General features: G+C 71.2%; 12 protein-coding genes. 6 read left to right on the top strand and 6 right to left on the bottom strand.

Annotated features, from left to right (window positions below):
- Positions 1–27: 27 nt before the first annotated feature.
- Positions 28–1047, bottom strand: coding sequence for a LacI family DNA-binding transcriptional regulator (locus ACIQU3_RS13550; protein WP_403740294.1), 1020 nt, complete (start codon positions 1045–1047; stop codon positions 28–30).
- 209 nt (positions 1048–1256) lie between these two features.
- On the opposite strand from ACIQU3_RS13550, the gene ACIQU3_RS13545 reads away from it, so the two are divergent.
- Positions 1257–2609 carry a mucin-1 gene (locus tag ACIQU3_RS13545; protein WP_403740291.1) on the top strand — a complete coding sequence of 451 codons (1353 nt, stop codon included), beginning with the start codon at positions 1257–1259 and terminating at the stop codon, positions 2607–2609.
- Positions 2610–2681: 72 nt separating this feature from the next.
- Positions 2682–3800 (top strand): phosphoserine transaminase, encoded by a 1119-nt coding sequence (gene serC, locus ACIQU3_RS13540; RefSeq protein WP_403924930.1) that lies wholly within the window; start codon positions 2682–2684, stop codon positions 3798–3800.
- A gap of 60 nt (positions 3801–3860) precedes the next feature.
- On the opposite strand, the gene ACIQU3_RS13535 is transcribed toward serC, so the two are convergent.
- From ACIQU3_RS13535 to ACIQU3_RS13520, 4 genes are all read right to left on the bottom strand, one after another.
- The gene (locus ACIQU3_RS13535; RefSeq protein ID WP_403924927.1) at positions 3861–4553 is read right to left on the bottom strand and encodes a formylglycine-generating enzyme family protein; all 693 of its coding nucleotides are present in this window, start codon (positions 4551–4553) and stop codon (positions 3861–3863) included.
- Between the two features lie 203 nt (positions 4554–4756).
- Positions 4757–6364, bottom strand: a complete 1608-nt coding sequence (locus ACIQU3_RS13530; protein WP_403740288.1) for an alpha/beta hydrolase — start codon at positions 6362–6364, stop codon at positions 4757–4759.
- Between the two features lie 230 nt (positions 6365–6594).
- The gene (locus tag ACIQU3_RS13525; protein ID WP_403924924.1) at positions 6595–8118 is read right to left on the bottom strand and encodes a cellulase family glycosylhydrolase; all 1524 of its coding nucleotides are present in this window, start codon (positions 8116–8118) and stop codon (positions 6595–6597) included.
- 189 nt (positions 8119–8307) lie between these two features.
- Entirely contained in the window at positions 8308–8922 is a 615-nt protein-coding gene (locus ACIQU3_RS13520) for a low molecular weight phosphatase family protein (RefSeq protein WP_403740277.1), read from the bottom strand.
- A gap of 297 nt (positions 8923–9219) precedes the next feature.
- Between ACIQU3_RS13520 and ACIQU3_RS13515 the strand changes: the two genes are divergently transcribed.
- Complete coding sequence (locus tag ACIQU3_RS13515) at positions 9220–9693, top strand: LPXTG cell wall anchor domain-containing protein (RefSeq protein ID WP_403924921.1); 474 nt, start codon at positions 9220–9222, stop codon at positions 9691–9693.
- A 98-nt stretch (positions 9694–9791) separates the two neighbouring features.
- Here the strand turns inward: ACIQU3_RS13515 and ACIQU3_RS13510 are convergent, their stop codons facing one another.
- Complete coding sequence (locus ACIQU3_RS13510) at positions 9792–10829, bottom strand: GDP-L-fucose synthase family protein (RefSeq protein WP_403740268.1); 1038 nt, start codon at positions 10827–10829, stop codon at positions 9792–9794.
- 293 nt (positions 10830–11122) lie between these two features.
- Here ACIQU3_RS13510 and ACIQU3_RS13505 point away from each other — a divergent pair, with 293 nt between their 5' ends.
- The 3 genes from ACIQU3_RS13505 (at position 11123) to ACIQU3_RS13495 (ending at position 13831) form a co-directional block, all read left to right on the top strand.
- On the top strand, positions 11123–11776 hold the full coding sequence (locus ACIQU3_RS13505; RefSeq protein ID WP_403740265.1) for a class I SAM-dependent methyltransferase: 654 nt from the start codon (positions 11123–11125) through the stop codon (positions 11774–11776).
- Positions 11777–11849: 73 nt separating this feature from the next.
- Entirely contained in the window at positions 11850–12893 is a 1044-nt protein-coding gene (gene gmd / locus ACIQU3_RS13500) for a GDP-mannose 4,6-dehydratase (RefSeq protein ID WP_403740262.1), read from the top strand.
- On the top strand, positions 12890–13831 hold the full coding sequence (locus tag ACIQU3_RS13495) for a glycosyltransferase family 2 protein (protein WP_403924918.1): 942 nt from the start codon (positions 12890–12892) through the stop codon (positions 13829–13831). Before gmd ends, ACIQU3_RS13495 begins: the two co-directional genes overlap by 4 nt.
- The last annotated feature ends 40 nt before the right edge of the window (positions 13832–13871 follow it).

Genomic DNA, 13871 nt, shown 5'->3' with positions numbered 1-13871 from the left:
CGGGTCGGGGAAGGAAAGGACGCGGCGCTACCGCTGCCGGCCGGAGTGCGGCGGGGCGGTGGTCTCGCGGAGGATGAAGCGGATGGGCATCTCGACGGGGCGCGGCGGCCCGGCGTCCGGCTCGTCGAGCTGCGCGAGTAGCAGCCGGGCCGCCTCCCGGCCCTGGGCCGCGACCGGCTGGGCCACGGTGGTCAGCCCGACCACCTCGGACAGCTCGTGATCGTCGAAGCCGACCACGGACACGTCCTCCGGGACCCGCAGCCGGTGCCGGCGCAGGGCGCGCAGGGCGCCCATCGCCATCTCGTCGGACTGGGCGAACACGGCGGTCGGCGGCTGGCGCAGCGCCAGCAGTTCGGTCATGGCCCGCTCGCCGCCCTCGACCGTGTAACCGCCGTCCGCCTCCAGGGCGGGGTCGGGCTCGATCCCGGAGTCGGCGAGCACGTCCAGGTAGCCCTGCCGGCGGTCGACGGGCGTGGTCCAGTGCAGCGGCTCGCTGGCGCCGGAGATCATGCCGATCCGCCGGTGGCCGAGGTTCACCAGGTGCCGTACGGCGCTCTCCGCGCCGCCCCGGTCGTCGATGCCGACCACCGTGAAGCCGGGCCGGGCGCCGCCGACCGTGGTCGCCAGCGGCACGTCCAGGGACCGCAGGGCGGCGGCCTCCTCCGGGTCGGGGATCAGCAGGGACAGCACGGCATCGACCCGCTTGCGGATCGGGAGCTTGGTGAAGAAGCGCTTGCGGGCCTCGGGTGAGCCGAGGTTGTACAGCAGGACGTCGTAGCCGGCGGCGCTGAAGACCTTCTCGGCGGCGTCCAGCACGGTGCCGAAGAACCAGCGGCCGACATACGGGACGACGACGCCGATGGTGTAGGTGCGTCCGCTGGCCAGGCTGGAGGCCGAGCGCGAGGCGGTGTAGCCGAGGTCGGCGGCGGCCGCGACGATCCGGGCCCGCATCTCCTCCGACACGCCGGGACGGCCACGCAGGGCGCGGGACACGGTGGACGCCGAGACTCCGGTGGCCTCGGCGACATCGGTGATGCTGACCGTCACGGGACGCTCCTGGATCGGATGGGCGCCGTGTGCTCGGGGTCGCCCGGAGCACATCGGCGTGTGAGGGAGTGACGAGACCGTAAACCCGCTCCTGTGGTTGCGCAAGCGTTTGCGTTCGGATTTACTTCGGCTGACTCCCAGAGGAACTCCCACCAGCACGAGAACAGCGCACACGTTTGAGTGCCGCTGTCGGCAGACAGGACCTGTCCATGCGATACGCGCCGCCCGGCCTCTGCGTGAACGACTTCGACCTCCTGCGCCACGCGGACGGCACCTACACCGCGCTGCACCTCCAGGGCCCGTGGACGGCCGAGTTCGACCACCTGCGCATGGAGACCTCCTACGGCCGGGCCACCTCCGCCGACCTGGTCCACTGGGAACCGCAGGGCACGGCCTTCGGCAACGGCCTGCCGGGCCGCTTCGACCAGCAGGCGGTGTGGACCATGCACGCCTTCCCGCACGGCACCGGCATGGCGATGCTCTACACCGCCGTCTCCGGACTCACGCCGGGCGGCTGGCCCCTGCAGTCGGTCGGTCTGGCCCGCTCCGAGCGCGCCGACGGCACCGGCTGGCGCCGGCACGGCACCGGACCGGTCGTCGAGGCGGACGGGCGCTGGTACCGCACGGGCGAACGCATGGGCTGGCGCGACCCCTTCGTCGTACGAGACGACGAGTCCGACGGCTGGGTCATGCTGATCTGCGCGGCCGACGCCTCCCTGCCGGTCGAGGTCAGCGGCTGCGTCGCCTGGGCGACCTCGGACGACCTGGAGCACTGGACGGTGCACCCGCCGCTCCTCTCCCCCGGTGACGTCGACGAACTGGAGTGCCCGGTCCTGGAACGCCTCGACGACGGCGGCTGGCTGCTGCTCGGCTCCATCGGCGCCACCCGGGGCTTCGAGGCGTGGACCGCTCCGCGCCTGCGCGGCCCGTGGACCCGCCGCGGCCCGCTCGGCCCGACGGGCGCGTACGCCCCGCGCGTCGTCACCGCACCCGACGGCTCCCGCGTCGTGCTGCACACCACCCCGCGCCGCGTCGGCCTGACCGACACCGGCGAGCGCTGCCGCGGCATGCTCGCCCAGCCCAAGTCCCTCGTCGCAGCGCCGGACGCGGCGCCACGCCTGGAGTGGTGGCCCGGCCTGGACCGCTGGCTCGGCGAGGAGACCCACGACGCCCCCCTGCACGCGGTCGGCGACGTCACCCTCTCGGGACGCACCGAAGTCACCCTGCGCACGCATGTCTCCGACACGGACCGACCCGCGCTCACGATCGGCTGCGACGGCAAGAACCTCCGGGTCACCGGCCCCGACGGCACCCCGCTCGGCGAGACCCTCCTGCCGGAACCCGTCACCGGCCTGCGCATCCTCACCGTCGGGGAGTACGTCGAGGTCTACGCCGACGGTGTCTTCGTCCTCACCACCCTGTGCTACTCCGGCCGCCCCGCCCCCTGGACGGCCACCGGCGAGGACGGGGTCCGGCGGCCCGTCGCCGTACGTCCGCTCCGGCTGCCGGACCCGCACCGCGACGACGCCTCGGCCGTCTGGCCCGGCCCGGCCCCGTGCTGACCCGTCCACATGCCGTCTCACCCGACGGACGACGTTTCGCCCGCGTTTCTGGAAACGGCTACGCTCCCCTCCGTGGCTGAGATCCGGATTCCCTCTGACATCAAGCCCGCGGACGGACGTTTCGGCGCGGGTCCCTCCAAGGTGCGGTCGGAGGCGCTGGACGCCCTCGCCGCGACCGGCACCTCTCTCATGGGCACCTCCCACCGCCAGGCTCCCGTCAAGAACCTGGTCGGCCAGGTCCGCGAAGGCATCAGCGAGCTGTTCCAGCTCCCCGACGGCTACGAGGTGATCCTCGGCAACGGCGGCTCGACCGCGTTCTGGGACGTGGCGACGCACGGCCTGATCGAGAACAAGTCGCAGCACCTGAACTTCGGCGAGTTCTCCTCGAAGTTCGCCAAGGCCGCCAAGCTGGCCCCCTGGCTGGCCGAGCCGGACGTCATCGCCTCGGACCCGGGCACCCACCCCGAGGCGGTCGCCCAGGCGGGCGTGGACGTCTACGCGTTCACCCACAACGAGACCTCGACCGGTGTCGCCATGCCGATCAAGCGCGTGGCCGGTGCCGACGAGGGCGCCCTGGTGCTCGTGGACGCCACCTCCGGCGCCGGCGGCCTGCCCGTCGACGTCAGCGAGACGGACGTCTACTACTTCGCCCCGCAGAAGTCCTTCGCCTCCGACGGCGGCCTGTGGATCGGCGTGTTCTCCCCGGCCGCGATCGAGCGCGCCGAGCGGATCCACGCGTCCGGCCGCCACGTCCCGGAGTTCTTCTCGCTGCCGACGGCGATCGACAACTCCCGCAAGAACCAGACGTACAACACCCCGGCGCTGGCCACCCTCTTCCTGCTGAACCAGCAGCTGGAGTGGATCAACGGCCAGGGCGGCCTCGACTGGTCGGTCCGGCGCACGGCGACCTCCGCCCGCACGCTCTACGGCTGGGCCGAGGACATCAAGTACGCCAACCCGTTCGTCACCGACCCGGCCAAGCGCTCGCAGGTCATCGGCACGATCGACTTCACGGACGAGGTCGACGCCGCCGCCGTGGCCAAGGTGCTGCGCGCCAACGGGATCGTCGACACCGAGCCCTACCGCAAGCTGGGCCGCAACCAGCTGCGCGTCGCGATGTTCCCGGCGATCGACCCGGCGGACATCGAGGCGCTCACCAAGTGCGTCGACTACGTGATCGAGAAGCTCTGACCTTCTCGCGTACGTGAGTGTCGAGGGCGTCCCGCTCGTGCGGGGCGCCCTCTCCCGCGCTCAGGCCGGACGCGCGCCCGTGGCCGGCGCCGAACGCGCCACCCGGAACCCCACGTCGTCGATCCGGAACGTCGGATGGCTCCGGCGGCGCACCGAGGCGCGGCAGCTCCAGTGCTCGTCGGACCAGCCGCCGCCGCGCAGCACCCGGTAGGTGCCGTAGACCTCGGGGTCGTACAGGTCCCAGCACCAGTCCCAGACGTTGCCCAGCATGTCGTACAGGCCCCAGGCGTTGGGCCGCCTGCCGCCCACGGGGTGGATGTGGTCGTCGGCGTTGCCCCGGTACCAGGCGATCTCGTCGAGCGGGCCGTAGCGGGGTCCGGTGCCACCGGCGCGGCAGGCGTGCTCCCACTCGGCCTCGGTCGGCAGCCGGTAGCCGTCGGCGGTGGTGTCCCAGTCGGCGGTCTCGGCGCCGGGCGGGACGGCGTAGGCGGGGGTCAGGCCCTCGCGCCGGGACAGGGCGTTGCAGAACCGGTTCGCGTCCCACCAGGACACGCCCTCGACGGGTAGTCGTTCACCCCTGGCCGTGCTCGGACGCTCGCCGGTGACCTCTGCGTACCGGGCCTGGGTGACCGGCACCGCCGCCATCCGGAACGAGGCGACCTCGACCGCCCAACTACGCCCGGTCCGCCGGTCGGACAGTGTGACGGCCCCCGCCGGGACGACCACCATGTCGTCGTCCACCTCGTTGTTCATGCACTCCCCCATGACCGGACAGCCTAGGTCGTGTCCGCAAAGTCCCGCCTGCCGCGCAACGCCTGGCACGCCCTCTCGCAACAGACGCCGCGCGGCACGCCCTCCGAGCGGACGACGGGACTGTGCGGACACGACCCAGGGGCGCCCGGCGAGACTCGCCGGGCGCCCCCTGTCGCCCTGTCAGGGCCGGGTCACCGGGGTGCTCAGCGGCCGAACCCCAGGATCCCGCGCAGGCTGTCGCCGACCGCCGCGACGGCGGGCTGCGTCGCGCTCGCGGCCTTCGGCGCCGCCGGCTGCGGCTTCGGGTCGGCGGTCTTCTTGCACACCGCGTCGGCCACGCCGCTGCCGTGCGGGACCTTGCCGTTGGTCAGGTACGCGGCGAGGTGCTTGTCGAGGCAGGTGTTGCCGCCCAGCGTGATGCCGTGGTTGCCGCCGCCCTGCTCCACCACCAGGCTGGAGCCCTTCAGCAGCCGGTGCATGGTGACGCCGCCCTGGTAGGGGGTGGCCGCGTCGTCCGTCGCCTGGAACAGCAGCGCCGGCGGGAGCTTGCTGTTGGAGACGTTCACCGGCTTCAGCGACTTCGTCGGCCAGAACGCGCACGGCGCGTTGTACCAGGCGTTGTTCCAGACCATGAACGGCGCCTTCTTGTAGACCGCCCAGTTGTCCTTGCGCCACTGCTTCCAGTCGCGCGGCCAGGACACGTCACGGCACTGCACCGCGGTGTAGACGCTGTAGCCGTTGTCGCCGGAGGCGTCGATCGCCGCGATGTTGTCGTAGGCCTTGACCAGTGCGGCGGTGTCGTGGTTGTTGACGTAGGCCGCGAACGTCTGGGCGAGCGTGGGCCAGTAGGCGTTGTTGTAGCCGCCGGGTATGAAGATGTCCTCCAGCTCGGAGGCGCCCACCTTGCCGCCCGCGGGCTTCTTGGCCAGGGCCGCCCGCATGGCGTACCACTTGGCCTCGATCTTCTTCGGGTCGGTGCCGAGCTTGTAGGTGCCGTTGTACTTGGCCATCCACGCCATGAGCGCCTTGTGGCGCTTGTCGAAGGCGTAGTCCTGCTGGATGTTGTCGTCGTACCAGACGCCGGTCGGGTCGACGATCGAGTCCAGCACCAGGCGCCGCACCCGCTCGGGGAACAGCTTGGCGTAGACCGCGCCCAGGTAGGTGCCGTACGAGTAACCGAAGTAGTTGATCTTCGACGCGCCGAGGGCCTTGCGGATGGAGTCCATGTCCTTCACGGCGCTGACCGTGTCGATGTACGGCAGGACGTCCTTGTACTTCGTGCCACAGGCCTTGGCGAAGGCCTTGGCGCGCGCGAGGTTGGCCTTCTCCAGCGCCGGCGTGCTGGGCACGGAGTCGGGGCGGACCGGGTCGAAGTGACCCGGCTTGCAGTCGAGGGCGGGCCGGCTCTCGCCCACTCCGCGCGGGTCGAAGCCGATCACGTCGTACTGGGCGGCGACCTCCTTGGGCAGGGAGGACGCGACGAACGAGGCCAGCGACAGGCCGCTGCCGCCGGGGCCGCCGGGGTTGACCAGCAGTGGGCCCTGGGACTTCGACGCGGTGTGCGGCACGCGGGACAGCGCCAGCGTGATCTGCTTCCCCCGCGGCTTCGCGTAGTTCAGCGGCACCTTGACCGATCCGCACTGGAGCGTCGGGGAGTCGTCGGTCCCGCACTTCTTCCATGCGACCTTCGCCGCGGCGGTGGCCGCGGCGGTGTTCGCGGAGTGCGGCGCGCTGGCGTTGGCGGGGACGGCGGTGATTGTCCCGGCCAGGACGACCGTGGCGCCGCACAGGACGGCTGCGCTTCTTCTCATGGAGTTCTCTCGCAACGGTGAGGGGGGTCGGGCCCGTGAGTGACACGGGCCGTGCCGCATCGTTTCGGAAGAGCACGCCTCACACGTACGCATTCGACCAAGACTTGACCGAATCGAGTCATAGCCAGTTCTCAGTCACCCCTCAGAAACGGTGAGTTGAGGCCATTTCGGACAGGTCACGCCGCCCGGGTACGCCCGGCGGGCACCGGGCGTACCACCTCATGCCGTGATCACGTGGCCGTGCACCGAAGGCTCGGCACGCTCCCGCCCCCGGGCGCGCCGCCCAGGCCGAAGCTCGCCGAACCCGCCACCGGCACATCCCCGTTGTGCGCGGCGTTGACCGCCGTGACGGTCGCCCCGCTCTGGGTGTGGCTCGCGTTCCACATGCTCGTGACCTTCTGCGAGCCGCTCCAAGTCCAGCTCACCCGCCAGGACTTCAAGGGCACGCCGCCCGTGTTGCTCACCTTCACCTCGGCGTTGAACCCGCCGCCCCAGTCGCTGCTGACGGCGTAGGCGGCGGTGCAGGCGGGCGTGGCACCGCCGGGGTCACCGGGGCCGCCCGGACCGGGACCGGGAGTGCCGGTACCGAAGGCGGGGGCCTTGATCGACGCCAGGTACGCGTCCTTCGCCGTGTCGACCGTCTGCCAGTCGTCCTTCAGGATGCCGCCCGTGTCACCGGAGTTGGGGTTCCAGGACCAGAACGTCCAGTGGAAACTGTCGGCATCGTACGCCGACGTCGAGCGCAGGTACTTCACCAGCTCGGCCAGCCACTTCTGGTCCACCGCCGGCTGCAGCGTCGTACCGAACTCGCCCAGCCACACCGGGGCGATGTTCTGCTTGAAGACGTAGCCCCAGTACTTGTCCCAGATCCCCGGCATGTTGGCGGGGAAGGAAGGGTCCGAGAACCAGGACTGCTGCGCCACCGAGGTCGCGTAGTCGTGCGCCGAGTACACCAGCCGGTCGGGGACGTCCAGTTGGACCGGGTACTGGGCCACGCCCATGAGGTTGCCGCCCCACCAGCCGTTCGTGCCGTTGAACGACTGCACCCCCTCGACCATGATCAGCAGGTCGGGGTTGACCGACAGCACCGCGTTGCCCGCGCGTTGGGCGGCCAGGCGCCAGTCGCGGGAGGTGTCGCCGCAGCCCCAGCAGGCCGGGTCGTGGGGCTCGTTGTGCAGGTCGATGCCGATCACGGTGGAGTTGCCCTTGTAGCGCGTGGCCAGGGCCTTGAGGTTCGTGATCCACGTCGACTCGGGGACCGACGCGGTGTACCAGAGGGCCGATTGGCCCGCCGCGTCGGGGCGATGGCGGTCCAGGACGACCTTGAGGCCGGACTGCCCCGCGTAGGCGACGATCCTGTCCAGGACCTGGAGGGACGTCAGGCCGCGCAGGTCCGTGTTCCTGCCGTCGGTGTTGATGCCGTCCGGCATGGTGCCGGGCTTGAGGATGTCGTCGCTGTAGGGCATGCGCAGGGTGTTGTAACCGAGCGACCTCATCTGGTCGATCATGCTCTTGTAGTCGCGGGCCCACAGGCCGTGGACGACATGGTTGCCGGTCTCGAAGCCGAACCAGTTGATGCCGGCGATACGGACCGGCTGCCCGGCCGCGTCCAGGATCTGCCGGCCACTGGTGTGCCAGTAGCCGGCGCCTGCCTGCGCGCCGTCGTCGGTGCCGGCGAGCGCCGACTGCGTACCGGCCAGGGGCAACAGGAGCGCCGCGGCGACACACAGTGCTCTTCGCAGAGTGCGGAACATGGCTGCTTCCTCTCGGGGAGGCGTGGCCCCGGAACGGTTGGGAGCGCTCCCATCCATACCGCGCACTTCCAGGAAACTGACACACCATGAGCACGTCAAGATTGAGCACGCCGAGGCCGACACCTTCACTCATCACGCCGCTCGGGCCTCCGCCGGGTCGGTGACGCCGCACGGCACCCCCGCTGTCCGCTACGGCCGGACCCCGGGCCCGGCCCGGCCGGCAGCCGGCACGGACGGATGCCGTTCGGCCCGCACGAGCGCGGCGATCCGCTCCACGGCCTCCTCGATCTGGACCAGGCACTGCTGCACCTCGGGCGGGGGTTCACCGAGAGGGTCCTTCACATCCACATCACCCGTACGGGTCGACGCGGCACCACGGCGAGCGGCCGCGCCCCGCACGAGAGCGGCGAACCGTGCGGCCGGATCCGGCAGGCCCGCGGCGTCCTCGGGCCGCGCCAACCGGACGAACTCACGGAAGGTGAACGCACGGGTCAACGCACGTACCGGGGAGAGTCGCACGGCGGCCTCACGATGCTCCCGCTCGGCACCCAGCACCAGGTCCGCGTTCTCGACCAGACCCTCGGTCAGCCGACGGGAGCCCGCCCCGCAGGGCCGCAGGCCGCGGCCGGCGAGGAAGGAGGTGACGGCGGGCGCCGCGGGCACACCCGCGACGGCCCGGGTACCGGCGCTGCTCACATGGATCACCTGCCGATGCTCGAGCAGCTGATGCCTGAGCAGGGACTCGGCGAGCGGAGAGCGGTAGAGGTTGCCGGTGCAGACCACGAGTACGCGGAACGGGGGCACGCGCCCTCCAGAACGGGAGAGAGGGGATCGGTACGGGCGGCGCGGGCGGGTGTGCCGCCGCAGGCCGACCAACCGCATAGCGCACACCGGGCGACTTCGGCCCGCTGATCCGGGGAACCGACGGCCAGTCCGGTGATCCATATCCACCATAAGGCGCTATATCTTCCAAAGATGTCTAAGTAGCGGCCTTCAGCGCTATCTATTCACATACCGGACTCGGGGTCGGACCATGCCGTCGCCTGATTGCACTTGAGGAGCGTGAAAGCGATGACGGCGTCATCGAAGTGTCGTGCCGCCTTGGCGACCGCGGCAGCCTCTGCTGTTCTGGCCGCAGTCCCCGTCATCGGGGCCCAGCCTGCTCACTCCCAGCCATATCCACCGGATCCCCCCACCCTGACGCTCACCGCCACCACGGTCGCCGCGGGAGACGACCTCGGCTTCACGGGAACCGGGTTCATTCCGACCGAGGGGGTGAACGCATTCCTGTTCTCGAAGCCCGTCAAGCTGGGCCACTTCACCGCCGACGCTAACGGCACGGTGAGGGGCACCGTCACCATCCCCAAGTGGACCGATCCGGGCAAGCACCACTTCCGCCTCAAGGGCGAGAGGTCGAAACGGTCACTGGGGGCCAAGATCATCGTGCGCCCGCACAAGCCTCACCTGGCCGACACCGGTGAGGACCGCTCGCTCGTCATGGTGGGCGGAGCCGCGGCGCTGCTGGCGCTCGGAGCCGGCACGATGATGGCCGTCCGGCGGCGGAAGCACGACTGACCGCCCGCCGAACGGACAGCCGCGAAGCCCACGCGTCACCGGCAGCCGGCAGCGGATCCCCGACGCATCCGTCGGAGGATCCGCTGCCGGCTGTCGCGTCAGTGCCGCAGCATGCCGGATTCGAGGTTCTCCACGTACCAGGCGTACGTCCGGGTGATCCCTTCCCGCAGGCCGATACGAGGAGCCCAGCCGAGCGTGGTGAGCCTCGACACGTCAAGCAGCTTGCGCGGAGTGCCGTCCGGCTGCCCGGTGTCCCACTCGACGCTCCCCTCGTACCCTGCGACGTCGGCGACGAGCTCCGCCAGCTCCCGGACGGTCAGGTCCGTGCCGGTGCCCACGTTGACCGGCCCGTCCGCGTCGTAGTGCTCGATCAGGTGCAGACACGCCCGTGCCAGATCGTCCGCGTGGAGGAACTCCCGACGGGGTGTGCCGCTGCCCCAGTTCACCACCCGTCGCGCACCCGACTCCTTCGCCTCGTGGAAGCGCCGGATCAGGGACGGCAGCACATGACAGTGCTCGGGGTGGAAGTTGTCGCCCGGCCCGTACAGGTTGGTCGGCATGGCGGAGATCCAGGGCAGCCCGTACTGGCGCCGTACCGCCTGCACATGCAGAATGCCTGCGATCTTGGCGATGGCGTAGGCGTCGTTGGTCGGCTCCAGAGGCCCCGTCAGCAGCGCCTCCTCGCGGATCGGCTGCTCGGCGAACTTCGGGTAGATGCAACTGGACCCCAGGAACAGCAGCCGCTCCACCCCGTGCTCCAGAGCCGCGTCCAGCACGTTCACCTGGATGCGCAGGTTGTCGGAGAGGAACTCGGCGGGCCGCGTGGCGTTCGCCTTGATCCCGCCCACCCGCGCCGCGGCGAGTACCACCACCTCCGGGCGCCTGGCCGCGAACCAGTCGAACACCGCCCGGCGTTCCCTCAGGTCCAGCTCCGCCGAACCGGGCGCGACCACATCGGTGAATCCCTCATGGCCAAGTGCCCTGCGCACCGCCGAACCGGCCAGCCCGGACCCTCCGGCCACGAACACGCGCGCCGAGCGGTCGAGGGGGCGGTGCACCCTGCCGTCCGGCACCGGGGCGGGGTGCACCGCAGAGGCGGCCGGGACTGCGGCACCGGTATCAGTACGGGCGCTCATGGGCTCGTTGCCCTCCTTCTCGGACGGGGTGTCAGGGGGTGCCGTCTGTCGCGGCTCCGGGAAACGGACCGCCTGCGAGCCGAACGGAACCGGTGCAGGACGCCTGAAAACGCGACACAAATGGATGAAGCGGATGATAGCGCTGATTTCCGTATTCTTTGCGGGGTGCCGGAGGTGCCCGAGGCGCCGGAGTGCGGGCCGCGCCCCGTCCTCCCGCCGGCCCTGCCGGAGAAGAAGGCGTGTGACCGTCGTGACGGACAGCGCCGCACGCCACCTGGCCCAGAGGAAGCAGCATGCTGAGGACGAAGATCGCCGACCCCACCAGGGCCGGATCCCTTGCCCACACGGCTCGCGCCAAGCGCTGGGAGGAACTGCTGCGGTGTTTTCCCGACCTGGCGGAGATGCACGTCCTCGACCTCGGCGGCACCCCGGCCGGCTGGCGTGTCGCACCCGTTCGGCCGGCCCGCGTGGTGACCGTCAACCTCGACCCGCGCACGGCCCTGCACACCGAGTCCGGCATCACGCCGGTCGTCGGGGACGCGTGCGGCCTCTCGCTGCCGAACCGCGTGGGCACCCGGCGGTTCGACCTCGTGTACTCGAACTCCGTCCTGGAACACGTGGGAGGGCATTACCGGCGGCGCCAGTTCGCCGACACGGTGCACAGCCACGCCGAACACCACTGGGTGCAGACCCCGTACCGCTACTTCCCCGTCGAACCCCACTGGCTGTTCCCGGGGCTGCAGTGGCTTCCGTTCCCGGCCCGTGTCGCCGTCTCCCGGCGCTGGGGGCGCGGACACGTCCCACGCGCGGGGCGGGCGCGGGCCACCCGGGACGTCCAGGAGGTCGAGCTGCTGTCCGCGTCCGAGATGCGGTCCTACTTCCCCGCTTCCACCATCTGGTTCGAACGCTTCGCGGGGCTCCCCAAGTCACTGGTCGCCAGGCGGTGAGCCGTACCGCCGTCCTCCCTCCCCCACCCAGGTGCATGTCCCCTGCCCCCAACAGCCCAGCAAAGGAATCGGCGTGACGGACAAGACCGCGCTCATCACCGGCATCACCGGTCAGGACGGCTCCTACCTGGCAGAGCTGCTTCTGGAGAAGGGATACGTGGTGCACGGAATCGTCCGCCGCGCCTCGACCTTCAACACGCAGCGCATCGAACACCTCTACCGGGATCCGCACGACCCCGAGGCACGCCTGTTCCTGCACTACGGCGACCTGACCGACGGCACCCGGATCGCTGGGCTGCTGGAGCGCCTGCGGCCCGACGAGGTCTACCATCTGGCCGCCCAGTCGCACGTACGGGTGTCCTTCGACGAGCCGGAGTTCACGGGGGACTCCACCGGGCTGGGCACCACGCGGCTGCTCGAAGCCGTCAGGACGACGGGCCTGCCCTGCCGGTTCTACCAGGCATCCAGCTCCGAGATGTTCGGCGCCTCCCCGCCGCCTCAGCACGAGGGCACCCCCTTCCACCCCCGCTCGCCCTATGGGGTCGCCAAGGTGTACGCGTACTGGGCGACGCGCAACTACCGGGAGGCGTACGGGATGTACGCCGTCAACGGCATCCTGTTCAACCACGAGTCTCCGCGCCGCGGCCCGACGTTCGTCACCCGCAAGGTGGCCACGGCCGCCGCACGCATCAAGGCCGGCCTGGAGGACGTCGTCTACCTCGGCAACCTCGACGCCCGGCGGGACTGGGGATACGCGGCGGAGTACGTCGAGGCCATGTGGCGGATGCTGCAACAGGACGAACCCGACGACTACGTGGTCGCCACCGGCGTCAGCCACAGCGTGCGCGACTTCGTCGAGCAGTGCTTCGCCCACGTCGGCCTCGACTGGCGCGACCATGTGCGGTTCGACGAGCGATACCTGAGACCGACCGAGGTGGACGACCTCGTCGGAGACGCCTCCAAGGCCGAGCGGGTCCTGGGGTGGCGCCCGGCCGTGCGCGCCCCGGAGCTCGCCCGGCTCATGGTCGACGCCGAGATCGCGGCCCTGTCACCGGCGGCTGCCGCCCCCGTCGGCGCGCCCGCCGCTCCGACGGCGCCGGAGTTGGTCGGGCGGTGACGCGCACGGAGAGACCGGTCGCACCGAAGGTGGCCGTCCTGATGACCTGTCACAATCGCCGGGCGCAGACTCTGGCCGCCCTGGCGTCCTTGCACGGGCAGACCGGTCTGCCGCCCGGGACGTCCCTGACCGTGCACCTCGTCGACGCCGGAAGCACCGACGGAACGGGTGCCGCCGTACGCGCCGCCTTTCCGGCGACCGATGTGGTCGGGGCGGGCCCCGATGTGTACTGGGGTACCGGCACGGCCATGGCGGCGGCCCGCGCGGACCCCGGCGCCCATGTGCTGTGGCTCAACGACGACGTGGTCCTCTCCGCGAACGCGCTCGCGGTGCTGCTGCACACCGCCGCCCCGCTGCGACGCGCGTCCGTGGTCGTCGGCGCCATGCTCTCCGCCGACGGCGGCCGCACCACCTACGGCGGCTACCGGCTCCGTCCCGGCCGCTGGCGCCCGCCCCGTCTCGAGCGGGTCGAACCGGACCCCCGCCGGGCCCTGGCCTGCGACTCCTGCAACGGCAACGCGGTACTCGTCACCCGCGCGGCACGACGGGCACTCGGAGACCTGGACCCCGCGTTCCCGCACCGTATGGGGGACAGCGACTACGGACTGCGGGCACGCAGGGCCGGCATCCCGGTGCTGCTGGCCCCGGGGCACGTGGGCGTCTGCGACGACCACCAGCCGTTCGCCCCCGGCACGTCACGGGCCCCCGGGATCACGGTGCGCACCGCGCTGCGCCGGGCGACGTCGGTGCGCGAACAGCCCCTCGGGCCCTGGTGGCGCTTCTGCCGTCGTCATTTCGGGGTCTGGTCGCCGCTCCTCTTCTGCTCCCCGTACGCGAGGACGTTCGTCACCGCGATGTGGGGACGGCGGTCTCCGGCCGGGGGCGTACCCGCGCCGCCACCGCCATCGCCGGTGACGACGGATCACCTGCCCCTCTGAAGCGCCCTCCACGGCCGCGGTGCGCTGCCATGTGCTACAC

It is taken from the genome of Streptomyces sp. NPDC101110 (genome assembly GCF_044759525.1).
GTDB lineage: Bacteria > Actinomycetota > Actinomycetes > Streptomycetales > Streptomycetaceae > Streptomyces.
This window is presented reverse-complemented; position numbering and strand designations above follow the sequence as displayed.